21 protein-coding genes are annotated in these 25187 nt (G+C 60.9%); 14 read left to right on the top strand and 7 right to left on the bottom strand.

Annotation, left to right across the window (positions count from 1 at the left end; all coding sequences use genetic code 11):
• Positions 1-25 precede the first annotated feature (25 nt).
• The 10 genes from RBH71_RS10770 (at position 26) to RBH71_RS10725 (ending at position 12436) form a co-directional block, all read left to right on the top strand.
• A complete protein-coding gene (locus tag RBH71_RS10770) occupies positions 26-1201 on the top strand; it encodes an isochorismate synthase (protein ID WP_003518132.1) in 1176 nt (391 codons plus the stop codon).
• 18 nt (positions 1202-1219) lie between these two features.
• Positions 1220-2839 carry a (2,3-dihydroxybenzoyl)adenylate synthase gene (locus RBH71_RS10765; protein ID WP_323687281.1) on the top strand — a complete coding sequence of 540 codons (1620 nt, stop codon included), beginning with the start codon at positions 1220-1222 and terminating at the stop codon, positions 2837-2839.
• A gap of 73 nt (positions 2840-2912) precedes the next feature.
• On the top strand, positions 2913-3782 hold the full coding sequence (locus RBH71_RS10760) for an isochorismatase (RefSeq protein WP_111790916.1): 870 nt from the start codon (positions 2913-2915) through the stop codon (positions 3780-3782).
• A gap of 13 nt (positions 3783-3795) precedes the next feature.
• Positions 3796-4548 carry a 2,3-dihydro-2,3-dihydroxybenzoate dehydrogenase gene (dhbA, locus tag RBH71_RS10755; protein WP_323687280.1) on the top strand — a complete coding sequence of 251 codons (753 nt, stop codon included), beginning with the start codon at positions 3796-3798 and terminating at the stop codon, positions 4546-4548.
• A 30-nt stretch (positions 4549-4578) separates the two neighbouring features.
• On the top strand, positions 4579-5292 hold the full coding sequence (locus tag RBH71_RS10750) for a 4'-phosphopantetheinyl transferase family protein (RefSeq protein ID WP_038494921.1): 714 nt from the start codon (positions 4579-4581) through the stop codon (positions 5290-5292).
• 129 nt (positions 5293-5421) lie between these two features.
• Positions 5422-7335 carry a PhoX family protein gene (locus RBH71_RS10745; protein WP_025595095.1) on the top strand — a complete coding sequence of 638 codons (1914 nt, stop codon included), beginning with the start codon at positions 5422-5424 and terminating at the stop codon, positions 7333-7335.
• Positions 7336-7498: 163 nt separating this feature from the next.
• Entirely contained in the window at positions 7499-7894 is a 396-nt protein-coding gene (locus tag RBH71_RS10740) for a cupin domain-containing protein (RefSeq protein ID WP_003518141.1), read from the top strand.
• Positions 7895-8113: 219 nt separating this feature from the next.
• A complete protein-coding gene (locus RBH71_RS10735) occupies positions 8114-9745 on the top strand; it encodes a SulP family inorganic anion transporter (RefSeq protein ID WP_416349312.1) in 1632 nt (543 codons plus the stop codon).
• Positions 9729-10346 carry a ParB-like protein gene (locus RBH71_RS10730; protein WP_038494918.1) on the top strand — a complete coding sequence of 206 codons (618 nt, stop codon included), beginning with the start codon at positions 9729-9731 and terminating at the stop codon, positions 10344-10346. The genes RBH71_RS10735 and RBH71_RS10730 overlap by 17 nt, the downstream gene beginning before the upstream one ends.
• Complete coding sequence (locus RBH71_RS10725) at positions 10343-12436, top strand: mechanosensitive ion channel family protein (protein ID WP_323687279.1); 2094 nt, start codon at positions 10343-10345, stop codon at positions 12434-12436. The genes RBH71_RS10730 and RBH71_RS10725 overlap by 4 nt, the downstream gene beginning before the upstream one ends.
• Positions 12437-12460: 24 nt before the next feature.
• Here RBH71_RS10725 and purU read toward each other — a convergent pair whose 3' ends face one another.
• The 6 genes from purU to RBH71_RS10695 form a co-directional block, all read right to left on the bottom strand.
• Complete coding sequence (gene purU, locus RBH71_RS10720; protein WP_013762268.1) at positions 12461-13345, bottom strand: formyltetrahydrofolate deformylase; 885 nt, start codon at positions 13343-13345, stop codon at positions 12461-12463.
• A 90-nt stretch (positions 13346-13435) separates the two neighbouring features.
• On the bottom strand, positions 13436-14704 hold the full coding sequence (glyA, locus tag RBH71_RS10715) for a serine hydroxymethyltransferase (protein ID WP_038494912.1): 1269 nt from the start codon (positions 14702-14704) through the stop codon (positions 13436-13438).
• Between the two features lie 17 nt (positions 14705-14721).
• Positions 14722-15276, bottom strand: coding sequence for a sarcosine oxidase subunit gamma family protein (gene soxG / locus RBH71_RS10710; protein WP_038494909.1), 555 nt, complete (start codon positions 15274-15276; stop codon positions 14722-14724).
• Between the two features lie 13 nt (positions 15277-15289).
• Complete coding sequence (locus RBH71_RS10705; RefSeq protein WP_323687278.1) at positions 15290-18280, bottom strand: sarcosine oxidase subunit alpha; 2991 nt, start codon at positions 18278-18280, stop codon at positions 15290-15292.
• Entirely contained in the window at positions 18277-18597 is a 321-nt protein-coding gene (locus RBH71_RS10700; protein ID WP_003518154.1) for a sarcosine oxidase subunit delta, read from the bottom strand. The genes RBH71_RS10705 and RBH71_RS10700 overlap by 4 nt, the downstream gene beginning before the upstream one ends.
• Positions 18598-18608: 11 nt before the next feature.
• A complete protein-coding gene (locus RBH71_RS10695) occupies positions 18609-19862 on the bottom strand; it encodes a sarcosine oxidase subunit beta family protein (RefSeq protein WP_003518155.1) in 1254 nt (417 codons plus the stop codon).
• A 100-nt stretch (positions 19863-19962) separates the two neighbouring features.
• Between RBH71_RS10695 and RBH71_RS10690 the strand changes: the two genes are divergently transcribed.
• Together RBH71_RS10690 and RBH71_RS10685 are read left to right on the top strand one after the other, a co-directional pair.
• The gene (locus RBH71_RS10690) at positions 19963-20994 is read left to right on the top strand and encodes a GlxA family transcriptional regulator (RefSeq protein ID WP_019566906.1); all 1032 of its coding nucleotides are present in this window, start codon (positions 19963-19965) and stop codon (positions 20992-20994) included.
• Between the two features lie 129 nt (positions 20995-21123).
• Positions 21124-22002: a hypothetical protein gene (locus RBH71_RS10685; RefSeq protein ID WP_038494899.1), complete on the top strand. Its 879-nt coding sequence runs from the start codon at positions 21124-21126 to the stop codon at positions 22000-22002.
• A gap of 8 nt (positions 22003-22010) precedes the next feature.
• On the opposite strand, the gene RBH71_RS10680 is transcribed toward RBH71_RS10685, so the two are convergent.
• Positions 22011-23048 (bottom strand): LacI family DNA-binding transcriptional regulator, encoded by a 1038-nt coding sequence (locus RBH71_RS10680; protein WP_323687276.1) that lies wholly within the window; start codon positions 23046-23048, stop codon positions 22011-22013.
• A 139-nt stretch (positions 23049-23187) separates the two neighbouring features.
• Here RBH71_RS10680 and RBH71_RS10675 point away from each other — a divergent pair, with 139 nt between their 5' ends.
• Positions 23188-24222 (top strand): Gfo/Idh/MocA family protein, encoded by a 1035-nt coding sequence (locus RBH71_RS10675; protein ID WP_038494896.1) that lies wholly within the window; start codon positions 23188-23190, stop codon positions 24220-24222.
• Positions 24223-24234: 12 nt separating this feature from the next.
• On the top strand, positions 24235-25137 hold the full coding sequence (locus RBH71_RS10670; protein ID WP_013762259.1) for a sugar phosphate isomerase/epimerase family protein: 903 nt from the start codon (positions 24235-24237) through the stop codon (positions 25135-25137).
• Positions 25138-25187 lie beyond the last annotated feature (50 nt).

Here is a 25187-nt window from a genome sequence, read left to right as displayed (position 1 = left end):
CAACCACTCGCACAGGAGGCATCCCATGAAAACGGGAGCACTCAGGACGAATGACGTCGATTCCGACGAAATTACTGATTTTGATAGAGAATTTCTGTTCACTTCTGGCTCGGGCGAACTGCGTGCCAGAGGCATTCGCGAAAGGATAACGATTCCTGCCCATGGCGCTGAAGACGCGGGAAGCCCTTTGCAGAAGGCGATAAAGGCCGCTTTTGAGAGGGCGCGCAGGGCCGGACAGGACAATCCCATCGCCATTGGCGCCATCCCCTTCGACGTCAACGAGCCATCCTGCCTATATATCCCCAACAACCATGAGTGGAATCCAAAGGGTACCGCTTCGATCTCGACTGATTCGGCGATGCCAACGCTTGTCGGCCAGAACAGCCTGCCCGATGAAAATGGTTTCAAGCGCGCCGTCGAGCATGCCATCGTCAATTTCCGCCATTCCGATGTCCGCAAGGCGGTGCTTTCGGTCATGCGTGAACTGACCTTCGCCTCCGAGGTCAATGTCGAAAGATTGCTGGCCAGCCTCGCCAAACAGAACCGCGAGGGTTACCAGTTTCGCATTCCGCTGCCCGATGGCGGCGATCTGATCGGCGTGAGCCCCGAACTCCTCATCCGCAAGCAGGGTGAAAAAGTCATCTCGAACCCGCTCGCGGGCTCGGCAAAACGCATGGCTGACCCGGTGGCGGACAAGGCCAATGCAGACCGGCTTTCGGCTTCGGAAAAAGACCATTACGAGCATAGCCTCGTGATCGAGGATATACGCTCGCTGCTTACGCCTTGCTGCACTGAAATCGACGTTCCCGAAAAACCCTCCCTCATCAACACGGCCGCTCTCTGGCATCTTTCGACGCGCATCGAGGGTCGCCTTGCTGATCCCGAGACCAATGCGCTGCAACTCGCGTGCCTGCTGCATCCCACACCTGCTGTTTGCGGTTTCCCCACCGAGCGTGCCCGCAGGCTTATTCGCTTCGTCGAGCCTTTCGAGCGTGGGCTGTTCACCGGCATGGTCGGCTGGACGGATGCCGAGGGTAACGGCGAATGGGTGGTGACAATCCGTTGCGGCACCGTGCAACGGCAAACCGTGCGACTGTTCGCAGGCGCCGGCATCGTTGAAGCCTCGGAACCCGAATCCGAGTGGGCCGAGGTGCAGACCAAGCTCAAGACCATGCTGAACGCCTGCGGTCTTTCTGCCTAATTTTCCCAGGGACACACCATGACAATCGAATTTGAACGCTGGCCCGAAGATCTGGCGCGCCGATACCGCGACCGCGGCTACTGGATCGACAGACCGCTCAGCGACATCCTCACCCAGCAGGTGGAACTTCGGCCGGACGCGACCGCGCTGATCTGCGGCGACCGCCGCTTCACCTATGCCGATCTCGACCGGCAATCTTCCAATCTTGCCGGGCATCTGGCTGCCGCCGGGATCGGCAGGGGCGACACGGCACTGGTGCAATTACCAAATATCGCGGAGTTCTATCTCGTCTTTTTCGCTCTGATGAGAATCGGCGCTGCACCCGTCAATGCGCTTTTCAGCCATCGCCGGCTGGAAATGACCTCCTATGCGGAACAGATTGCGCCAAAGCTGGTGATCGGCTCGCGTTCGCACGAGCTTTTTGCCAATGACACGTTTCTGGAGGCGCTGAAGCTTACCTCTCCGCAGCTTGCCGTGACGCTGCTGCTTGGTGAGACGGAACCGCAGCGCAGCCTCGAACAATGGCTCTCATTACCCGCCGAAAATGCGCCGCATTACGGCCCTTCGGCAGCTGATGAGGTAGCGTTGTTCCAGCTTTCCGGCGGCAGCACCGGAACACCGAAACTGATCCCCCGCACGCATAACGACTATGACTACAGCGCCCGGGCCAGTGCGGAAATCTGCGAGCTGACGCCGCAGACCCGTTTCCTCTGCGCCATTCCGGTGGCGCATAATTACCCCATGAGTTCGCCGGGTGCGCTTGGCGTGTTCCACGCTGGCGGCACCGTGGTAATGGCGGCCAATCCCGAGCCGCTTGCCTGCTTCGACCTCATCGAAAAACATGGCATCGACATTGTGCCTCTGGTGCCGCCGGCCGTGGCGCTGTGGTTACAGGTGGCGCCCGCCCATCGCGAACGGCTGAAATCCCTCAAGCTGCTGCAGGTCGGCGGCGCAAGCTTCGCTGAAGCTTTAGCCCGTCAGGTGCCGCATGTGCTGGGTTGCGCCCTCCAGCAGGTCTTCGGCATGGCGGAAGGTCTGGTGAACTATACCCGCGCCGGTGATCCCGACCATATTGTCTTCACCACGCAAGGGCGGCCGATCAGCCCGGATGACGAGATCCGCATCGTTGACGAGGACGGCAACGACGTTCCAGAAGGCGAAGCCGGCATGCTGGCGACGCGCGGCCCCTATACGTTTCGCGGATATTACCGCGCCGCCGAGCACAGCGCCCGCGTCTTCGACAACCAGGGTTTTTATTATTCCGGCGATGTCGTTCAGCGCACGCCCGAAGGTTACCTGCGGGTGGTTGGCCGGGTGAAGGACCAGATCAATCGCGGCGGCGAGAAGGTCGCATCGGAAGAGGTGGAAAACCTGATCCTGCAGCATCCGGATGTGACGCATGCCGCACTGGTCGCGATGCAGGACGAACTCCTCGGCGAAAAAAGCTGCGTCTTCGTCGTTTCCCGCAATCCCGCTCTCAAGGCACCGGCCATCCGCCAGCATCTCTCTGGTCTGGGTGTTGCGGATTACAAGCTGCCGGACCGGGTGCGTTTCATCGACACCATGCCGCTTACTGCCGTCGGCAAGATCGACAAGAAACGTCTACGCGACATGCTCGCAGCGCCCATCCCGGCGTAACGGAGCGTGCACGCCCCAACCATTTGAAAATTGCGTGTCGCCCATGCCGATGCGCCAAACCATCGAGGTCAATATGACGATCCCCACCATTTCCGATTATCCGATGCCGGTCGCAGCGAGCTTTCCAGCCAACAAGGCCAAATGGCAGCCGGACGCCAAGCGCGCCGTGCTGCTCATCCACGACATGCAGCGTTATTTCCTGCGGTTCTACGAGGCCGACGGCAGGTTGATGACAACCCTCATCGACAATCTTGCAAAGGTAAAGGCATGGGCGGTTCAGAACGGCGTGCCGGTCATCTACACCGCCCAGCCGCACGACCAGCCTGCCGCCGACCGCGCGCTTCTGAACGACATGTGGGGACCGGGCCTGACCGTGGTCGACCCGGAGTTGCAGAAGGTCGTGGACAAGCTTGCGCCGACGCCCGACGATGTGGTGCTGACCAAATGGCGCTACAGCGCCTTCCAGCGTTCAGACCTTGCCGAGCGCATGAAGGGGTGGGGCCGCGACCAGATCATCATCGGCGGCGTCTATGCCCATATCGGCTGCATGATGACGGCTGTTGAAGCCTTCATGAAGGATATTCAGCCCTTCATGCTGGGTGATGCCGTCGCCGATTTTTCCGAAGCCGAACACCGCATGGCGCTGCAATATGTGGCAACACGCTGCGGCGTGGTGATCGACACTGCAAGCCTTGCCGGCGCGGGAGAGACCACCGATATCAGCGAATGGCTGAAGGCTCGCGTCCTGCAAATGGTGGAGGACGAGAGCGACATCGACCCGGATGAGAACCTGATCTTCTATGGGCTGGATTCGCTGCAGGTGATGAAGCTTGCCGGCGAACTGAAGGAACGCGGCGTCATCGTGGGCTTCGAAGAGCTTGCCCGCGTACCGACGCTTTCTGCCTGGTGGGCGCTGATCGAAGAAAAGCGGCTCGCGGCCTGAGCGGACGGACAAGATGCAGAACAGATTTAACGGGCGGCGCGTGCTGGTGACGGGTGCCGCGCAGGGCATCGGCCGCCGCATCGCCGAGCGTTTCACCGAGGAAGGGGCCGAGGTCATCGGCCTTGACCTCATTGCCGATGCAACCGATGCAACCTTCCGCCAGATCACGCTCGACATCACGGACGCGGCGGCAGTGGAGGCGGCGAGCAAGGCGATCGAGAAGGAATGGGGCGGGCTGGACATTCTCGTCAACGCCGCCGGCATCCTCCGGCTCGGCGACAGCGAAAGCCTGACGCCGCAGGACTGGAACGCCTGCATGGATGTCAATGCTGCGGGGCCGTTCTACCTGCTGCGGCAATGGAGCGGCGTCTTCAAGCGGCAGCGGCGCGGGGCAATCGTCAACATTGCCTCCAACGCCGCCGTTGTACCGCGCATCGGCATGCTCGCCTATTGTGCTTCCAAGGCCGCACTCGTCAGCCTCAGCCATTGTGCAGCACTTGAACTCGCGCCCTATGGCGTGCGCTGCAATGTGGTGTCACCCGGCTCCACCGATACACCGATGCTGGCCGGCATGCTGAACGATCCCAGTGGCAAACAGCTACTGGTCGCCGGTCTTCCCGAGCAGTTCAAGCTCGGCATTCCGCTGGGCAAAATCGCGCGGCCGGACGACATCGCCGACACGGTGCTGTTCCTCGCCTCCGATCAGGCAGGCCATGTGACGATGCAGCAGATCGTGGTCGATGGCGGCGCCACGCTTGCCGCCTGAGCATCGGTCCGCGTGATGAGGATGACAGATATGGCCCACGCGCCGGCGTTTTACGGCGAAGCTGTTTCCGGCGATCCACCCGAGGCCATCTGGCCTTGGCCGGACGACAGATGCGATTGTCATTGCGTCACCCTTCATTACAGCGCCGAAGAAGGGCGCGGCGGCAAGGTCCCTCCCTTGCCGCCGCAGCTTTTGCGCGCTGCGCCCAGACGCAAGGCGGAATTTATCGCCGGGCGCAGATGTGCTGCCGAAGCCATACGCCGTCTCACCGGCCGCGCCGCCTTTCCCGGCATGGGAGAGGATCGCGCCCCTATCTGGCCCGAAGGCGTGGTCGGCGCGATTTCCCACAGCCACGAGCGGGCAATTGCGCTTGCCGGCTCTTCCGAGCGGTTCTGCGGCATTGGCATCGATATCGAAAGGCTTCTGAGCGAGGAGGAAGCTTGCGATATTGCCCCGCAGGTACTGACCGCAAACGAACGCCTCAGTCTTGGAAACGACATCGATCCCTTCATGACCGGGCTGATCTTTTCGGCCAAGGAAAGCCTGTTCAAAGCGCTTTATCCGACCGTCAGACGTTTGTTCTTTTTCGAGGCGGCGGAGTTATCCGGCTATGAAGAGTGCGGTTCAGCATCCCTTCGGCTGACGACCGACATCAGCGGCGAGTGGCGCAAGGGAACGGACATTGCTTTCCACTTCTGCCGCTTCGAAGGCTTTTTGCTCACCCGTATCCTTCTCCCGCATTAAGGGAAAAATACAGAATCGTTTTCTGTGAAGATCATATTTAAAGTCGTTATTCCCGTCATTTGTGTGAAACACTGAAACGGTACGCACCGTGTTGGAATGATTCCAAACATGCAACGGTGGAGATACGATATGACCGACATCGATACGAGCAAGCTTTCCTGGGATGCGTGGGACGAGCTGCAAAACCCGCCGCCGGCCGAAACCGATTTCGACCGGGTGGTCGAGACCGCGATTTCCCGCCGCGGCTTTCTCGGTGGCGTGCTTGCCTTCGGTTCGGCCGCAGCAGCCATGGGCACGCTCGGCAACCTGATGACCAGCACCTCGGCGGAAGCGCAGGAAGCGGCAGCCGGCCGTTTCCCCTTCAAGCCGGTGGCTGCCGCGACCGACCACACCATTCACGTGCCGGAAGGCTACAGCTGGAAGCCAGTCGCCAAGTGGGGCCAGCCGCTGTTCTCCAACGTGCCCGACCTCGACCCTACCAAGGGTGTCAGCGTTGAAAACTCCGACAAGGTCTTCGGCGAAAATACTGACGGCATGGAACTGTTCATGGTTGGCAATCACCAGCTGATCGCCGTCAACCATGAATATGTAAACCCCGAAACCAACCTGCCGCATGCCGAAAAGGGCAACCCGAAAACGGCCGACGACGTCAAGATCCTGCAGAACATGCAGGGCGTCACCGTCATGGAAGTTGCGGAAGGCACCGGAGGCTGGGAAATCGTTCTCGACAGCCCGTTCAACCGCCGTATTCACCACAACACCCCGATGAAGCTTTCCGGCCCGGCCGCAGGCTCGGACCTCGTCAAGACCGCCGCAGATCCGAAGGGTGTCGACTGTCTGGGGACCTTCAACAATTGCGGCGCCGGCCGCACGCCCTGGGGCACCTACCTCACCTGCGAGGAAAACTTCAACGGCTATTTCGGTACCACTGATGCCGCCTTCAAGCTGCCGGATGACTACAAGCGCTACGGCATCGTCGCCGAGACCCGTTACGCCTATGAGAAGTTCGATGCGCGTTTCGATGTCGCCAAGAACCCCAACGAGCCGCGCCGCGCCGGTTACGTGGTTGAGATCGATCCTTCGGACGCCTCCTCCACCCCGATCAAGCGCACCGCCCTTGGCCGCATCAAGCACGAAAACGCCGCTGTGGTGATCGCGCGTGACGGCCGCGTGGTGGTTTACATGGGCGATGACGAGCGTGGCGAATTCCTCTACAAATTCGTCTCCAACGGCATTTACGTGCCCGGTGGCGACACCTCGAAACTGCTAGACGAAGGCACGCTCTACGTCGCCAGGTTCTCGGACGACGGCGCTGGTGAATGGCTGGCTCTAACGCCTGAGACGACAGGCATGAAGATCGATGAAATCTGCGTCTTCACCCGTCAGGCCGCTTCCAAGGTGGGCGCGACAACGATGGACCGCCCGGAATGGGTCGCCATCAACCCGGTCGCCATCGAAGCCTATTGCGCCCTTACCAACAACAGCCGTCGCGGCGAAATGAAAGACGGCAAGTTGCGCGCCAATGCTGGCGGCGACGCCATGGCGATCAATGCTGCCAACCCGCGCGAAAAGAACGAATACGGCCAGATCGTGCGCTGGTACCCGGAAAACGACGATCACGCGGACGGCAGATTCAAGTGGGACCTGTTCTGCATGGCCGGCAACCCCACCGTTCACAAGGATGCCTATGCCGGCTCTTCGAACATCAACGAAGGCAACATGTTCAACTCGCCCGATGGCATGATGTTTGACTCGACCGGTCTCCTCTGGATCCAGACCGACGGAGAGGACAGCAACGAAGGCAACTTCGCCGGCCAGGGCAATAACCAGATGCTGGCAGGCGATCCGGCCACCGGCCGTATCGAGCGTTTCCTGACCGCGCCGAAGGGTTCCGAAGTTACCGGCCAGACATGGTCCGGCGACAAGCGTACCCACTTCGTCGGCATCCAGCACCCCGACGCCCCCTTCCCGGATGGCGAAGGCAAGCTGCCGCGCTCCACCGTTATCGCCATCAAGCGTGACGACAACGCGCAGATCGGCTGACGCTTTGGCTTAGGCGGAACCGGGTCTCGGCATAGCGGAGATCCGGTTCCTGTCACCCGTGACCAAGGGTCGATGCGGCCTGACTGAATTTTCACTCGCCAGTGGACAAGAGAGGCATTACCGCTTCAAATCCCCCCACACGATACCAGTCAGGAGAATGACCATGGAAATATTGCGCGCGGGAACACGGGCCTCAACCAAAGGCCCCGAGGCATGGTTTACCGGCACGGTCCGTATCGATCCTCTGTTCAACCCGTTCGATGCAGAGCGGGTGCAGGGCGCTCAGGTCACCTTCGAACCAGGCGCGCGAACCGCATGGCACACGCACCCGCTCGGACAGACCCTGATCGTGGTTTCAGGGTTTGGAAGGGTGCAGCGCGAGGGTGGCCCCGTGGAAGAAATCCGCCCCGGCGATACCGTGTGGTTCGCGCCGGGCGAAAGGCACTGGCACGGGGCGGCACCCGATGTCGCCATGACGCATATCGCGCTTCAGGAAGTGAAAGACGGCAAGGTCGTGGACTGGATGGAGCACGTCACGGACGATCAGTATGGTGGCTGAAGCGGCCTGGCCGAAATGGCGCTCGTCCTGCCTGCCGGACGATCTCCAGCGTTAAGCAACATCCGGAAGAGCCGAAATATTTCGGGGGCGCGATTTAAACTTTGACTCGTATGCGCATTGGGTGAACCTTCATCGCGTCGCGGGAACATGGTGGAGAATCGTGATCTTAACCGGTGGAATTGTCCTTGCCCTTATCACCGCCAATGCGGTTGCAATTCCATGCCCATGACACTCAACCGGCGCGATGTGGTGGCGGGGTTGTCGATTGCCGGCCTGATGTTACCGGAAGCGATCGCCTATTCGGGGATTGCCGGCGTTCCAGCCCAGCACGCCATCCTTGCCGCCATCATGGGCTGCATCGTCTATGCCATTTTTGGCCAGAGCCGTTTTGCGGTCGTCTCGCCCACATCCTCCTCCGCCGCAATCCTGGCGGCAATGCTTGCGACGCTCTCGGTCACACCAGCGCAAAAGATGCTGCTCGTTGCCATTACGGTCGCTCTGGTGGGCCTGCTGTTTCTGCTTGCAGCTGCCACGCGGCTCGGCGCCCTGTCGAGTGTGATCTCGCGCCCGGTGCTGCGCGGTTTTGCCTTCGGCCTCGCCATTCTGATCACCATAAAGCAATTGCCGAGCCTCTTCGGGATAAAGGCGCAGTCGGGCGAGCCGCTTTCCATTCTCCTGCAAATCCTCTCCCGCCCGCAGGACTGGAGCCTTGAAAGCATCGCCGTCGGCGTTGCGGCACTCGCCGTGCTGCTTCTCCTGCGCAGGAGCCCCGCCATTCCCGGCAGCCTCGTCGTCATCGTGGCAGGAATTGCCATCTCGATCCTGCTCAACCTTCAAAGTCGGGGCGTAGCCGTCGTCGGCCAGATCGATCTTGCCGGCATATGGGCCGGCCCGTTTTCGGTGTCGCTCGACGATGTCGCGCATGTTGCCCGCTTCGCGCCGCCACTCGTCCTCATCCTCTTTGCGGAATCATGGGGCACCATCCGAAGCCTTTCGCTTCGCCATGGCGAGATTGTCGATTCCAATCGCGAACTCAGAGCATTCGGGCTTGCCAATATCGCCAGCGCCGCCATGCAGGGTATGCCGGTTGGTGCGGGTTTTTCCGCAGGCGCAGCAAGCGAGGCGGTTGGGCCGCAAAGCCGGCTTGCCTCTGCCATCGCCGCAATCGGCCTGGCGGTCTTCAGCCTGCTCGCCGCCAGCTGGTTCGCTTTCATCCCGGAAGCAGTCCTTGCCGCCGTGATCGCCGTGGCGCTGCTGCATGCGCTCGACCCCGCGCCGATCATCCGTTTATGGCGGCTCGGCAACGACGCCTATCTGGCACTTGCCGCCGCAGCCAGCGTACTTGCCTTCGGTGTGCTAAACGGCATGCTTGTCGCCGTCGCCCTTTCCTTCGCCGTCTTCGTTCGCCGGCTTTCCCTACCGCATGTCATGCATCTTGGCCGGCTGGGCGATAGCCACGACTTTGTCGACATGGAACGCCACCCGGATGCGAAGGATGTGTCAGGCATGATTATTCTCCGGCCCGCACAGCCGCTTTTCTTCGGCAATGCGGAACCGATCCTTGCCGCCGTTACCAAATACATCGTTGCGCGGCCGGAACTGCACATCGCAATTGTCAGCCTTGAGGAAACATTCGAACTGGATTCCACCGCGCTTGATGCGTTGCTGGAGTTCGATGCAGCGATGCAGCGCAGCAGCATCGTGGTCTATTATGCGCGCATGCACGACCATGTGAAGGATCTGCTGCTTGCTGGCGGCGGATCCGACATGGTGGCGCGCAGCAATTTCAGTGTCGATGATGCCGTGACGGCGGCCATGCATCGGGAGGACAGCCGTGCCACACAATCTTGAACCGCATCTGACCCCGGTTGAAATCACCTCACTCAAACCAACGCAGATGACAGTCGGTCTGCGCGAGGTGGAGGACAAGCGGCGGCAATGGGCCGCCATCCGTGAGGAAAAGGGAGCCGACTTCCTCGGACACCATATGGTACCCGTCGTCCTTGGTCACAAACAACGTCTTTATCTGGTGGACCACCACCACCTCGCTTTAGCCTTGCATGAGGAAGGCGTGAAACATGTACTAACCAGTATCGTTGCCGATCTTTCCCATCTCGACCGGCAGGAATTCTGGTCGGTGATGGACCATCGCAACTTCGTCTATCCTTTCGACGTGGATGGCGTGCGCCATCCTATCGAACATCTTCCCAAACGGATCGTCGATCTCAAGGACGATCCCTTCCGCGCGCTGGCCGGCGCGATTCGCGACGCTGGCGGTTTTGCCAAAATAGACGCTCCCTTCAGTGAATTCCTCTGGGCGGATTTCCTGCGCCGCCGGGTGGGTGGCAAGAAGCTGCGACATTCCTTCGAGGACGCGGTTGAGGAAGCGATGCAACTGGCACGCTCGCGCGATGCGCGGCATCTGCCTGGATGGTGTGGAGCGGACCGATGACCACCCTTCCCTCCCTTTTCCGAGTGATGGCGGCTGCCATCGCAGTTTTCGTACTTGGCGCGGCGAGCCTAGCTGCGCAGGAACTACCGCCGCCAGCGAGACCGGCCCCTACGGAACAGACGACAGAGCAGAAAGTCGACCAGTTGCTACAGCTTCTGGGACAGGACGATGTTCGTGCCCTTCTCACACAGAAGCTTGCGGCGGCCGGCACAGAGCAGCCGCCAGAACTGACGCCGCAGAGCCAGTTGAGCGATCTCGACCAATGGGCAAGCAAGCGGCGCGAACACCTAGGCCGCCTCGCAAGGGACCTGCCCGGCATGTCCACGCAGATCATCGCGGCGCTGGGAAGGCTTTGCGACGAGATCAGCAACTACGGTGCAGCCGTCTTTTTGCTGCACGTATCCATCCTGTTCGGTGCGGGCCTTGCCGGCGGCATTACCACGAACCGGATCATAGCGATGCAGGCCTCCCGCAGGAACGTCGCGGATATCGGCAAGGAGGCCTCGTCTGTCGTATCGCGGAGGCTTTTGCCCGTCTTCGGCTACGGCATTGCTGCCACCGCCATGTTCCTTGCCATCCAGTGGTCACCTTTGCTGAGCGCCGTTCTCCTGCCCTGGCTTGCAACCAGCATCGTGTTGCCGCTGCTTTTTGCCTTCACGGGCCTGCTGCGGCGGGTCGTTGGCCGCGAGGCCAATGCCCGGCGCGATTTCTGGATCGTCCGCTGGACATGGCTCCTGACCCTTGCCGGCGTCTTCTGGGCATTACTCAGGACGCTCGAGAATCTCGATGTCCCGCGTGACACGCTTGGGCTTTTGTCCTCCGCCATGGTCGGCCTGCTGTTCCTGCTCGCATGCATCTGGATCTGGCGTCGTCCGGTCGGCGATCGCCGCTCGGAGCGGGCTAGGTCAATCGATGTCGCGCTGATCTTCGGCCTCATCATCCTCTTCGGGTTGCGGCTCGCCGGCGCCGGGGTCCTGTTCTGGATCGGGCTTTATGCGCTGGTTCTGCCCGGCCTTGCCTCGACGCTTGGCATCGCGGCGCGAAAGCTGGCAACCGACATCGGCACCTATGGGCAAAGCGATCTTCGCCCGGTTCTGTTCGAGCGAGGCGTGCGGCTTGCAATCGTCGGGACTGCCATCCTGTGGCTGATCTTCCTCGTGCGCGCGCATCCGAATTCCCTGCCCGATGGCGCATTGCTGACGTCGATCGTCGTCGGCGTCCTGCACGGGGCGCTGATCCTGCTTCTCGCCGATCTCGTCTGGATCGCCATCAAGTCGATGATCGCACGGCGGCTGGAGTTGAGTACACCCGCCGGCAACCCGATGAGCGGCCAACCGGGTGTGGGCCAGCCGCAAGATGACCGGCTTTTGACCATTCTGCCGATCCTTCGCAACATGCTCGGCATCATCATCGCCGCGGTTGCGGTCATGACGGCACTTTCGGAACTCGGCGTCAATATCGGGCCGCTGCTGGCGAGCGCCGGCATCTTCGGCATCGCCATCGGTTTCGGTTCGCAGACGCTGGTCAAGGACATCATCAGCGGCGTGTTCTACATGATCGACGACGCCTTCCGCGTCGGCGAATACATCCAGAGCGGTTCCTATCGCGGCACGGTGGAATCCTTCAGCATCCGCTCGGTCAAACTGCGGCACCATCGCGGCCCGATTTTCACCGTCCCGTTCGGATCGCTCGGCGCCGTCGAAAATATGAGCCGCGACTGGTCGATCGACAAATTCCTCGTCACGGTCGCCTTCGATACTGACATTGCCAAGGTCCGGGCCATTACCAAGGAGATCGGTAAGGCGCTGAAGGAAGACCCGGAATTCGGACAGTTCCTGATCGAAACCGTCAAGCTGAAGGGCGTCGAGCAATTCGGCGAATATGGCATGACGCTTGGTTTCGGCATGATGCTGCGCGCCGGCGGGCAATCCTCCATGGTGCGCCGCAAGGCCTATTCGATGCTGAAGGATGCCTTTGCGCAAAACGACATCCAGTTCGCCAGCATGGCGGGCGCCTATCCCACATCTACACGAAGCGCGCGGCCACAGGAGCCCGAAGCAAGCGACGGGACGGGGCCGGTGGAAGAATAGGCCTCCGGCAACCGCGCCCCAACCTTAGCCCATTCGTTCGGACATATATTCGCCCGGCGAAGCTGGAAACACCACGGTCTTGTTGCCGTTGAGGAAGACACGGTGATGGATATGGGCATGAATGGCGCGCGCCAGAACCTGGCTTTCCACGTCCCTCCCGAGGCTCACATAATCCATGCCGCTCTGGGCATGGGTGACGCGGATCGTGTCCTGTTCGATGATCGGGCCTTCATCGAGATCAGCGGTGACGTAATGGGCCGTCGCGCCGATCAGTCGCACGCCGCGCTCATAGGCCTGCTTGTAAGGGTTTGCGCCCTTGAAGGAAGGCAGGAAGGAGTGGTGGATGTTGATGATGCGGCCAGACATTTCCTGGCACAGCCGTTCCGACAGAACCTGCATGTAGCGCGCCAGCACGACGAGTTCGGCGCCTGCATCGCGCACCACCTGCAGTATGGCCGCCTCGGCTTCCGGTTTCGTCTCCGGCGTGACGCGAATGTGGTGAAAGGGAATATCCTCGTTCACCACCTGCTTCTGATATTCGAGGTGATTGGAGATGACAGCGACAATCTCCACAGGCAATGCACCAATGTGGGAACGATAAAGCAGATCGTTCAGGCAATGGCCGAAGCGTGAAACCATGATCACGACTTTCGTTTTCCGCGAGAGATCATGGATATCGTATTCCATGTCGAAATCGGCGGCGACGGAAGCGAACCCTGCGACGAGAGCAGCGGGTTCCATCCCTTCCTCCGAAACGAAGCTCAGCCGCATGAAAAAGCGGCCCGTTTCCAGGTCGGTGAATTGCGAACTGTCGTTGATGTTGCAGCCGGACCGCGCGAGATATCCGGACACGGCGGCAACGATGCCGCTGCGTGCCGGGCACGAGACTTTCATGACATAGCTGGTCAAATCCTGCTCCCCTTGATGGATCAGCGATCGGGCACATTGGCGGTGATGCCGCCCTGCCCGATCATGGCTAACGAGACCGATAATAGCGTGTTACGCGCCGTAGATCGGGAAGTCCTCACACAGCGCAGCAACCTCGGCCCGCACGTTCGCCTCAATCTCAGCATTGCCTTCGGCACTGACAGCCAGCGCGTCGATGACGCGCAGGATCAGCACGCCGATGCGCTCAAATTCGGCCACGCCGAAACCGCGCGTGGTGCCGGCCGAACTACCGAGCCGGATACCCGAGGTGACGAAGGGCTTTTCCGGGTCGTTGGGAATGGAGTTCTTGTTGCAGGTGAGGCCTGCCCGCTCAAGAGCGATTTCGGCAACCTTGCCGCTAACGCCCTTCGGACGCAGATCGACCAGAACCATATGGCTGTCGGTTCCACCAGACACGATCCCCAGACCGCCATCCGTCAGCACTCGCGCCAGAGCCTGTGCATTGGCGATGACCTGACCGGCGTAGTCGGCAAAGTCCGGCCGCAGCGCCTCGCCGAAGGCAACGGCCTTGGCAGCGATGACATGCATCAGCGGGCCGCCCTGATTGCCGGGGAAGACGGCCGAATTCAGCTTCTTCGCCAGATCGGCATCGTTGGTCAGAATTACGCCGCCGCGAGGGCCGCGCAGGGTCTTGTGGGTGGTGGAGGTGACGACATGGGCGTGCGGCACCGGATTTGGATATTTGCCGCCGGCGATCAGGCCGGCATAATGGGCCATGTCGACCATCAGCCATGCGCCAACTTCGTCGGCGATCTTGCGGAAGCCTTCGAAATCGATCTGGCGCGGATAGGCCGAGGCGCCTGCGACGATCAGCTTCGGCCTGGTTTCCAGCGCCTTTGCCCGCACCTTTTCCATATCGATCAGATGCGTCTCTGCATCCACCTCATAGGAGACGACATCGAACCACTTGCCCGACATGGTGACCGGCGAACCGTGGGTCAGGTGGCCGCCATGGGCCAGCGAAAGCCCCATGATTCGGTCGCCCGGCTGAAGAAGTGCCAGAAACACCGCCTGATTGGCCTGCGCGCCGGAATGCGGCTGAACGTTCGCGAACTCCGCGCCGAAAAGTTGCTTCAGCCGGTCGATGGCGACCTGCTCAACCTTGTCGACGAATTCGCAGCCGCCATAATAGCGTTTGCCGGGATAACCTTCGGCATATTTGTTGGTCAGCACCGAGCCTTGCGCCGCCAGAACGTCGGCGGACACGATATTCTCCGAAGCGATCAGTTCAATCTGGGTTTTCTGGCGATCGAGTTCCTCGGCGATGGCGTCGGCAATCACCGTATCCGAAACGGCATTATGGGACAGACGGTTGAGCATTGTTTCCTCCTCAAGAATCAGGCGATTTCGGCGGCAAGTTCCTTGCAGCCGGTTTCAAGCAAATGGCCGAGATGCGGCGCGAAACTGTTCCAGATATCCATACGGAAACCATCCGGCGCATCGCGCCACAGCACCACGGTCACGCCATCGAAAATCGTTCTGCGGGCCTCGCCAACCGGAATGGTGTCGATGTCGCGGGCGCAGCCGAGTGTCAAAAGCTCGGCGGCGAGCGGCCCCTTGATCGCGAGCGTCACTTCCCTTCTGGAAATATCGACGAGACTATGCGGATGGCCGGCATAAACGCCAGCGCAGGCCGCAATCACCCCGTCGACCGCGCCAACGGGAGCAAGGATCGTCCATTCGTCGGGGCCAAGGCGCACGGCCTCGATTTCGCCTGCAGCAGTGCGAGCGCCGATCCGGTCGGGCAGGGTCAGGCCAAGGGCTGTATTGAGCGGGACCAGATCGCCGCGCGCACGCAGCGACAGCCGCCCCTGCGCGGCCAATATGCTGACCCGGGCTGCTTTGCTCTCGGCCAGCGTGCCGGGAACGGGGGAGGAAACGCGCATGTTCATTGTCATCTCCGGGTCAGATCTTCAGGCGGGTGTTTTCGGGATCGACAAAGACCATCCCGGTGATTTTTGCGGCAATCGTGCGTTCGGGCATCGGAATATAGACGGTCTCTCCCATCCGCTCATGGCCGCCCTCGACCAGCGCCAGCGCAATCGGCTGGCCAACCGCATCCGAATGATAGGATGAGGTGACATGACCGACCATTTTCATCGGGATAGGCTGCTTCGGATCGAAGACAATCTGCGCGCCCTCTTCCAGCTTCGAGCGGTCTTCGGTCAGAAGACCGACGAGGTGACGACGGCCCTTGGCGACGAGATCGGGGCGCGCGAGGCCACGCTTGCCGACGAAATCCGGTTTGGTCTTGCCCACGGCCCAGCCCATCGCGGCATCATAGGGCGTGACCGTGCCGTCGGTATCCTGGCCGACGATGATGTAACCCTTTTCGGCACGCAGCACATGCATGGTTTCCGTGCCATAGGCGGTGATGCCGTATTGCTGGCCGGCCTCCCACAGGATTTCCCAGAGTTTGCGGCCGAGCGGCGCGGGCACGTTGACTTCGAAGCCGATCTCGCCGGTGAACGACACCCGGAACAGCCGCGCCGGCATGCCGGCCACCGTGCATTCCGCGCAGGACATATGCGGGAAAGCCTCTTCCGTCAGCTCGACGCCCTCGACCAGCGGAGCGAGCAGCTTTGCCGCATTCGGGCCGTTCAGCGCAATGGTAGACCATTGCTCGGTGGTGGAAGTCAGCCAGACGTTGAGATCAGGCCATTCGGTCTGGAGGTAATCTTCCATCATGTTCATCACCCTTGCCGCACCGCCGGTGGTGGTGGTGACGTGGAAGCGATCCTCGGTCATGCGGCCGATGACGCCGTCGTCGCGAATGAAGCCGTCATCACCCAGAAGCAGGCCGTAACGGCAGCGGCCGGGCGCGAGCTTCGACCACGGGTTGGTGTACATGCGGTTCATGAACTCGACCGCATCCGGCCCGACGACCTCGATCTTGCCGAGCGTCGAGGCGTCGAACATGCCGAGGCTTTGCCGCACCGCCCGGCATTCGCGGCCGACTGCCGCATCCATGTCTTCACCTGGTTTGGGGAAGTACCAGGCGCGCCGCCATTGGCCGACCGGTTCGTAAACCGCGCCATGCTCTTCAGCCCAGCTGTCGATCTGCGTCTTGCGCGTCACCTCGAAATGCTGGCCGCGATGATAACCGGCGAAAGCGCCGAAGGTCGTCGGCGTATAGGGTGGGCGGAAGGTCGTGAGGCCTACTTCCGGCTGGCGTTTGCCGAGCGCTTCTGCCGCGATGTTGAGGCCGTTGATATTGGACATCTTGCCCTGATCGGTCGCCATGCCGTTGGTGGTGTAGCGCTTGACGTGCTCGATGGAGCGCATGCCCTCGCGCACGGCCAGCCGCAGATCCTTTGCGGTCACGTCGTTCTGGTAATCGACGAAGGCCTTGGCCTTGCCGGCATCGCGATCGCTCGGCAATTCCGTCAGCGATACGCCGCCGCCGGTGCGGTCGTGCTCCACCGCATAGTCGCGGGTATCGCCCGTCTTGCCCAGGGCTGCAGCGATCTTCCGGCCCTGCTCGGCGCCATCCTTCAGCACCGCTTCAATGCCCCAAAGCCCGCGCCCGGCGCCGGCAATTGCACAATCCTCATTGGTCATGGCCGGCAGGAAGGTGGTCCGCTGATCGTCCCAGGCAAGCTTGCCCTGCGTATGGGAAAACAGATGCAGCGACGGCGTCCAGCCGCCAGACATCAGCAACGCATCACAGGCGATTTCCTGCCCCGCGCCGACCGTGGAGCCATTCACCGGATTGACGCGGACTGATTTCACACGCAACCGGCCCGAAGTCGCCGTCACGGTATGCGACAGCCGCACCGGAATGCCGAGCGCGCGCGCCTCGTTCACCAGTTCCTCGCGCACCTTCGCACGGGTATCGACGATGGCCTGCACCCGCGCGCCTGCGCCATGAAGATCGAAGGCGGCATACCAGGCGCTGTCATGGCTCGTCACCACCACCGGCCTGTTGCCGACCTTGACGCCATAGCGGTTCAGATAGGTCTGGGCGGAGCCCGCCAGCATCACGCCCGGCCGATCATTGCCATGGAAGACCAGCGGTTTCTCGAGAGCCCCCTGCGCCAGCGCCACATGGCGCGCCCGCACCCGCCACAGGCGTTCACGCGGCATGTCCTTGGTCACGGTTTCGAGATGGTCGGTCAGCTTTTCGCAAAGCCCAATCATGTTCTGGTGGTAGTAGGCAATCGCCGTCGTGCGGGTCATGACCCTGACGCCGCGCTCCTTCAGCGCCTTCAACTCGTCCGCCAGCCAGTTCCATGCTGGCTGGCCGTCGATCTGCGCCTGCGGCTCGGACAGCAGCGTCCCGCCGGCTTCGGCATTTTCGTCCACCAGCACGACCTTGAGACCATCGACCGCCGCTGCGCGCGCCGCAGCCAGACCCGCAGGACCGGCGCCGACGATCATCACGTCGCAATGCAGGTTGCGCGAGGCATAGGTATCGGGGTCTTCTTCCGTGGGCGAGACGCCGAGACCGGCCGCCGCGCGGATGAAGGGCTCATAGACCTTGTTCCAGAAGCTCTTCGGCCACATGAAGGTCTTGTAGTAAAAGCCCGCCGAAAACAGCATATAGGCCATGTCGTTGACTGCGCCGATATCGAATTTCAGGCTCGGATATTTGTTCTGAGAGGTGGTTTCCAGCCCGCTCCAGATTTCCTGCACCGTGGCGCGGGTATTTGGCTCGAGCCGGCCGGAGCCGCGGCGGGTGCCGATCAGCGCATTCGGCTCCTCGGAACCCGCCGCTACAGGGCCGCGCGGGCGGTGGTATTTGAACGAGCGGCCCATGAGATGTACGCCATTGGCGAGAAGCGCGGAGGCGACCGTATCCCCCTTTACGCCGCGATAGGTCTTCCCATCGAAGGTGAAACTTACCGAGCGGGCGGCATCCACCCGGCCACGGCCGGAAACGCGATAGGAGTTCATTTCGACACCTCGGAGCTGGCTGGTGCGCGGGTCAGGGAAGAAAGCTCTGGACGCGGTTCGCCCGCGCGATAGGTCGTGAGGAACCGGTCGCTCACCGTGTCACGCACGGCATTGAAGAAGCGGCCACAGCCATGCAGGTGCCGCCAGCGCTCGAAATGCGGACCCCTGGCGTTTTCGCGGATGAACAGGAATTCTTCCCACTGTTCATCACTCTGAGATGAGGGGTCGGCCGCGCGCACGACATGGGCCTGCCCGGCATAGGTGAATTCGGCTTCGGGCAGCGTTTCATGGCAATAGGGGCAACGGATCAGCAGCATGGGTTAGCTCCTCAGTGCGCCACGGCAGCGGCGGCGGCCTCGTCGATCAGGCGGCCGGAGCGGAAACGCTCCAGCGTGAAAGGCGCGTTGATCGGGTGCGGTTCGTTTTTCGCGATGGTCCAGGCGAAGGTGTGGGCAGCGCCCGGCGTGGCCTTGAAACCACCCGTGCCCCAACCGCAATTCACATAAAGCCCGTCGACCGGCGTCTTGCCGAGAATGGCCGAGCGATCCGGCGTGACATCAACAATGCCGCCCCATTTGCGCAGCATCCGCATGCGGTTGAAGATCGGGAAGATTTCGACGATGGCGGCGATCGTATGTTCGATCAGCGGCAGGCCGCCGCGCTGCGAATAAGAGGTATATTGATCCGTGCCGGAACCGATCACCAGCTCACCCTTGTCGGACTGGCTGATATAGGCGTGAACCGCATTCGACATGACCACGCAGGGGAAGATCGGCTTGATCGGCTCGGATACCAGAGCCTGCAGCGGATAGCTTTCGAGCGGCAGGCGCACGCCTGCGGTATCCATGACCACCGAGGTGTGGCCGGCAGCGGAAACCGCAACTTTTTTCGCCTTGATGAAACCTCGCGCCGTTTCGACACCCGCGACGGACCCGTCGGCGTTGCGGCGAATGGCGGTGACCGGGCAATTCTGGATGATATCGACGCCACGGGCGGCAGCACCGCGCGCATAACCCCAGGCAACCGCATCGTGGCGCGCCGTGCCGGCACGTTCCTGAAGCGCACCGCCCATCACCGGGTAGCGGGCGTTTGGCGATATGCTCAGCGGCGGACAATATTCCTTGCATTCTTCCGGGGTAAGCCAGCGATTGTCGACACCGTTCAGACGGTTGGAATGGATGTGGCGCTTGAAGCTCTGCACGTCGTGGACATTATGGGCGAGCATCAGCACGCCGCGCCGCGAATACATGACGTTGTAGTTCAGTTCCTGGCTCAAGTTTTCCCACAGATCGACGGCGTGATCGTAAAGACGCGCGCTTTCGTCGTAGAGATAGTTGGAGCGGATGATGGTCGTGTTGCGGCCGGTATTGCCGCCGCCGAGCCAGCCCTTGTCGATGACAGCGACATTGGTGATACCGTGCTGGCTGGCCAGATAATAGGCCGCACCCAGACCATGGCCGCCGGCGCCGACGATGACCACGTCATATTCGGCTTTTGGCTGGCTGTCGGGCCATTGCTCGTCCCAGTTCTTGTGGCCGGTCAGGGCATTCCGCAGGAGATTGAAGGCATTAAAACGCGTCATGAGCGGGCCTGCTGGTTGGAACTCTCGGTATTCAAAAGCCTACGGAGATTTACAGCGGCCGGGCTGGACAATCGCGTCTGTTTGCGTGAATATTTGCGCCATGAGCTCTCATCGCGCCAAGAAACGCCTCAGCGTCGCCTTCCTGCTCGCCGACCGGTTCACGCTGTCGGCCTTCGCCAATTTCGTCGATGTGCTGCGTCTTGCTGCCGATGAGGCTGACCGTTCCCGGCCGATCCTGTGCGAATGGTCCGTGCTGTCGGCGACCCTAGGCAATGTGCAATCGAGCTGTGGTGTGAAGGTGCAACCGGATACGCGGCTCATCGACGCCGTGCATTACGACTATATCGTTGTTGTCGGCGGATTGATCAGCGACCACAGCGCCCTGCCGCCGGAGGCATTGCGGTTCCTGAAAGACCGTGCGGCAGCGGGCACTCCCCTTATCGGGCTCTGCACCGGCGTTTTCATTCTACATGAAGCCGGCCTGCTGGATGGTTATCGCTGCTGCGTGAGCTGGTTCCACCATCAGGATTTTCTCGATCGTTTCGACGCCGAGCAGATGGTCTCCGACCAGCTCTTCGTCATAGATCGCAACCGCCTGACCTGTTCGGGCGGCCATGGTGCTGCGCATCTGGCCGCGTTCCTTGTGGAGCGCCATGTCGGCCAGTCGGCCGCCATCAAAAGCCTCAATATCATGATGATCGACAGTGCGCTCAGCGGCGAAAAACCCCAGCCCGGCCAGCAGAGCACCAGAACGGCAACCGATCCCCTGGTCAGAAAGGCGATCCTGCGCATGCAGCAGAACATCGAGGTTCCGAGAACCGTGCTGGAACTCGCGCGCGATCTCGGCCTTGGCCGACGCAGCCTCGAACGGCGTTTCCTTGGAGACCTGAAAGCAACGCCCTCCAAGGTCTATCTTGAGCTGCGGCTCGACCGCGCCCTTTCCCTCCTGCGCACCACGCGTGACCCGATCACCCAGATTGCGCTCGCCACCGGGTTTTGCGATGCCCCACACCTTTCCCGTACACTTCGTGCCGAGCGCGGCTTCAGCCCCAGCGAATATCGCAAAACGCAGATTGGCCACACGACAACAGACGAAGAATTCGCCGTCGGCGTGTTGTTGCCGCAACCTTGAGGCTTTGCTGTTCACCTGCGAAAAGTCCGGCCCTGCAAAAAATAGATCAACGTATTTGATATGGTCAGACTTGCCCGTACCGGTATAAAAGTCCTCGATCCTGTTTAGGGGAGCCGTGGGGGGAATGGGATGAATTCAGAGCGTCGTGGCGTTCTCGCGCTTTTAGGTGGCCTTGTGCTGGGAAGACCGTCTGTCGGCAAGGCCGCGAGCAACGTTCCGGCAGTTGCCCAATCCCGCTCCGAATACAAACCCCGGCATGTCCTTTGTTTTCTTGGCCCGGAAAATGGTCTGGCAGCGCTGCGGCAGAGCGCTCGCGCCGCTATCGATAAATTTGCCGGCGATTTCAGTCTCGATGAGGATTATTCGCAGGATGAACCGGACGACAGGATGGAACGCTCCTTCAATGTCTGCTGGGATCGTGTCGAGCCGGACGCCTATCAGGAGAGTGACGAGGAGGCAGTTGCAGGCCACGGCTCGGTTCTTTATGTGCTTGGCCCGTCAATGGCCGCGGAAACAGCCGTGGCGACCTGCGGTAAAGCCCTGATGTTCGTGCACCACATGCTCGATAGTGGCGCAGTTGCTGTAAAGGGTGAAAGCGCCGGCGTTGCCCATGGTGTGCAGCGGTGGAAGGAACTCTTCGAACAGTCGCGCCGTAACGCGACCGCAAACGACGCCCTGGCATTCGCCAGAACCTGCCGTCTAGCCTTCGCGCGCCGGCCCATCGGCGGCGATGCCGACGGCATGGGGAGCGTCGGCTTTCATCTGGTCGGATTGCCTGACGTGGAGATACACTTCACCCGAAAAGACCAGCAGCAGCCCTCAACAAATAGCGAGCAGCTGAAGATCGCCGCGCTGATTGACGATATCGCCGATCAAATGACCCGCAACGGGGTTGAAGCGGCCGTGAAGGATCGTCGTGCCGACCTGTCCGATGACACGCGGTATGAGGAGGACGAATATAAATTCAATCCGTTCGGCGTTGCGACCATTCGAGACCACAAGCCTTGACGCCACGCTTATAAAGATGCGGGGCCTGGGTCGCTCTCTCCGGCGACAAGCTGCATCGGCCAGACGCAGTAACGCGCCTGATTTGGGTAAAACGGCGCATAGGCCGGCATGGTAGACAGAAGCGTCTGCGCGACCATTACACCGAGATCGTGCAGGGACATGCGGAAACTGGTCAATCGCGGTTCGAGAAACTGGCCGCGTGGACCATCACGAAAACCGATGACCGCAAGATCCCGTCCCGGTTTCAGACCCACTTCCGCCAGACGGCGATAAAGGCCAAGGGCCATCAACTCATAGATCAGCACAAGCGCGGTTGGCCGCGGCCGCATCTGTAGCCACTCGCTGGCGGCGTGATATCCGCCCTGCTCGCTCGATTTCGCCCGGATGACCAGAGAAGGATCGTAAGCAATGCCGTTCTCCTCCAGTCCGCGCCGGTACCCGTCCATGAAAACATAACCGAGATTGACGTCGCTATCGGGTGCGGCAACCGCAATGGTGCGATGGCCGGCAGCGGCGAGCCGGTTGACGGCACTGCGCGCAACCTCCTCGAAATCGAGATCGATCCACGCATGATCGGCGCTGGCAGAGGTGCGGCCGAGCGTTACGAAAGGCAAGCGGGTCTGCTTTAAAAAATCGACACGCTTATCGACACGGCGGGTCGAGGAAATGATCATCGCATCCACCATGCGGCGCGCCACCATGCGCTTGAGATATTCGTCCGGGTCTTCCTCACCCGGACACGGCAGAACGATAAGATCGAGATTGTGAGCGGAAAACACGCTTTGCAAACCATCCGTCACTCCCATGAAGAAGTTGTCGGAGTTTTCCACCGTCTGCGCGTCGCTGCCGGTCATCAGGCCGATGACGTTAGTCGTCCCCTGCCTGAGGCTGCGGCCTGACTGGTTTGCGACATAGCCAAGTTTTTCCGCCGCCTCCAGAACACGCCGCCGCGTCTCCTCGTTAACGTCGGGCTTGCCGTTCAAGGCACGGGAAACGGTGCCTATCGATATCTCCAGATAATCGGCAAGCTGACGAATTCCTTTCATGCACTCCCCCTCCTGAGCCGGGTACCAAATATGGGTCCCCAATAACGGTATTGACATATCTAACATGATCATCCTAGTGTCGTAAACGTTTACGATGCTCTGCGCAAAGAGGAGTTTGCCCAGAGAGCGGGGAGAGAAGATGACATACAATGCCGTTTTATGCGGGTGCGGAGCTATGGCCAAAGGCTGGCTGCGCGCCATTCAATCGACGCCGGACATTCTCGGCGCGATCAAGATCGTCGGGTTCGTCGATCTGAACGAAGACACGGCACGCGCGCTTGCCGAAGAATTCTCCCTCACCGACGTCATCATCGGCGTCGATCTCCGCGATGTTCTCGCACGGACCAAAGCCGACATCCTGTTCGATGTCGTCATCCCGCAGGCACGGTATGCCGTGGTTGAAACCGGTCTTGCAGCCGGGTGTCATGTGCTCAGCGAAAAGCCGCTTGCGGCCTCGATGGAAGAAGCCGAAAAGCTGGTGGAACTGGCGGAAAAGGCCGGAAAAATTCATGCTGTGGTGCAAAACCGGCGCTTTATCTCCGGTATCCGGCGGCTGCGCCGGGCCGTGGAAGACGGCATTATCGGTGATTTGACGGCCATTCACTGCGACTTTTTCCTCGGGCCCCATTTCGGCGGTTTCCGCGAGGAGATGAAGAACGTTCTTCTTCTCGACATGGCGATCCACACTTTCGATGCGGCGCGTTTCGTCGCCGATGAAAAGCCGCTCTCCGTGTTTTGCGTGGAGAAAAATCCGGCAGGCTCCTGGTACGCCCACGGGGCAAGCGCCAATGCCATATTCGAGTTCTCCAACGATGTGGTCTTTACCTATCGCGGCTCCTGGTGCGCGGAAGGCGAAAGAACCAGTTGGGAAGCCCGCTGGCGGCTGATTGGCTCCAAGGGCATGATCCTCTGGGACGGCGAAGACAATTTCTCCGCATCCGTCGCCGGCGAAGAGCCGGGTCTTCTACGCGGATTCAAGACCGTAAACGTTTCCGACAGTATTTCCGAGAAGGATACGCACGGCCACGCCAGCGTCATACTCTCGTTTCTTCAATCCATCCTTACCGGCCAGATGCCGGAAACGGCTTCCTTCGACAACATCAACAGCCTGGCAATGGTGATCGGCGCGATTGAAAGCGCCCGCATCGGCCAGCGCGTTTCCATCGCAGCATAAGGACCGACAGACGTGAGCAATCCGGCAAAATCCATCCGCATCGGCACCATGGTCAGCGCCACCAAGGGACAGGCAGCTGAACGCATCGGGCAGATAGCCGATCTTGGTTTCGAAAGCTTCGAACCGTTCTTCTGGCAGACGACCAACGGCCAGGACCTTGCCGAGCTTGGCAAGCGTTCACTTGACGCGATCGGTGACCGCGACATCACCATCGGCACGCTCGGCATGTTCGGCAATCCGCTGGAGGAAACGGAAATCGACCTTCAGACCTTGCAGGGCTGGAAAGACTGCATCGACAATGCCCATCACTTCGGTGCCACCTGCGTTGCCGGTTTCACCGGCCGCCTGCGCGGAAAGCCGCTGCCCGAGAGCCTGCCCCGTTACAAGGAAATCTGGAGCGAGCTTGCCAAACGCGCAGCGGACAAGGGCGTGAAGATCGCCTTTGAAAATTGCGCCATGGACGGCAACTGGCAGACCGGCGACTGGAACATCGCCCATAATCCGGATGCGTGGGAACTGATGTTCAACGAAACGCCGGACGAGAATATCGGCATCGAATGGGAACCCTGCCACCAGATGGTTTATCTCATCGATCCGCTGCCGCAGATCCGCAAATGGGCGGACAAGATTTTCCACGTGCACGGCAAGGATGCGACCATTCGTTGGGATGTCATTCGTGAGCATGGGATTTTCGGCAAGGAAAAATTCGTCTTCATGCGCACGCCGGGCTTCGGCGACAGCAACTGGACGGACATTATTTCGGAACTGCGCCTGGCCGGCTGGTCCGGCTCGATCGACATCGAAGGCTGGCATGACCCCGTCTATCGCGACGCGCTGGAAATGACGGGACAGGTACACGGCCTGAACTATCTGAAACATTGCCGGGGCGGCGATTTTGTCGTCGATCCCACCTGAGGAATGGAAGCCTTTGGGAGAAGGCTTCCAGTAATTGCAGAGACGATAAC

The organism is Rhizobium sp. AN68 (genome assembly GCF_030758035.1).
Taxonomy (GTDB): domain Bacteria; phylum Pseudomonadota; class Alphaproteobacteria; order Rhizobiales; family Rhizobiaceae; genus Agrobacterium; species Agrobacterium tumefaciens.
Note: the sequence above shows the minus strand (reverse complement) of the source record. Positions and strands in the feature narration are given on the sequence as shown.

Coding starts and splice junctions, on each gene's coding strand:
- dhbA (WP_323687280.1), top strand. CDS start 3,796: ATGCAGAACAGATTTAACGGGCGGCGCGTGCTGGTGACGGGTGCCGCG.
- RBH71_RS10690 (WP_019566906.1), top strand. CDS start 19,963: ATGAGCTCTCATCGCGCCAAGAAACGCCTCAGCGTCGCCTTCCTGCTC.
- RBH71_RS10735 (WP_416349312.1), top strand. CDS start 8,114: ATGCCCATGACACTCAACCGGCGCGATGTGGTGGCGGGGTTGTCGATT.
- glyA (WP_038494912.1), bottom strand. CDS start 14,704: ATGCTCAACCGTCTGTCCCATAATGCCGTTTCGGATACGGTGATTGCC.
- RBH71_RS10750 (WP_038494921.1), top strand. CDS start 4,579: ATGGCCCACGCGCCGGCGTTTTACGGCGAAGCTGTTTCCGGCGATCCA.
- RBH71_RS10695 (WP_003518155.1), bottom strand. CDS start 19,862: ATGACGCGTTTTAATGCCTTCAATCTCCTGCGGAATGCCCTGACCGGC.
- RBH71_RS10680 (WP_323687276.1), bottom strand. CDS start 23,048: ATGAAAGGAATTCGTCAGCTTGCCGATTATCTGGAGATATCGATAGGC.
- RBH71_RS10700 (WP_003518154.1), bottom strand. CDS start 18,597: ATGCTGCTGATCCGTTGCCCCTATTGCCATGAAACGCTGCCCGAAGCC.
- RBH71_RS10675 (WP_038494896.1), top strand. CDS start 23,188: ATGACATACAATGCCGTTTTATGCGGGTGCGGAGCTATGGCCAAAGGC.
- RBH71_RS10725 (WP_323687279.1), top strand. CDS start 10,343: ATGACCACCCTTCCCTCCCTTTTCCGAGTGATGGCGGCTGCCATCGCA.
- RBH71_RS10705 (WP_323687278.1), bottom strand. CDS start 18,280: ATGAACTCCTATCGCGTTTCCGGCCGTGGCCGGGTGGATGCCGCCCGC.
- RBH71_RS10760 (WP_111790916.1), top strand. CDS start 2,913: ATGACGATCCCCACCATTTCCGATTATCCGATGCCGGTCGCAGCGAGC.
- RBH71_RS10685 (WP_038494899.1), top strand. CDS start 21,124: ATGAATTCAGAGCGTCGTGGCGTTCTCGCGCTTTTAGGTGGCCTTGTG.
- RBH71_RS10765 (WP_323687281.1), top strand. CDS start 1,220: ATGACAATCGAATTTGAACGCTGGCCCGAAGATCTGGCGCGCCGATAC.
- RBH71_RS10770 (WP_003518132.1), top strand. CDS start 26: ATGAAAACGGGAGCACTCAGGACGAATGACGTCGATTCCGACGAAATT.
- RBH71_RS10745 (WP_025595095.1), top strand. CDS start 5,422: ATGACCGACATCGATACGAGCAAGCTTTCCTGGGATGCGTGGGACGAG.
- soxG (WP_038494909.1), bottom strand. CDS start 15,276: ATGAACATGCGCGTTTCCTCCCCCGTTCCCGGCACGCTGGCCGAGAGC.
- RBH71_RS10740 (WP_003518141.1), top strand. CDS start 7,499: ATGGAAATATTGCGCGCGGGAACACGGGCCTCAACCAAAGGCCCCGAG.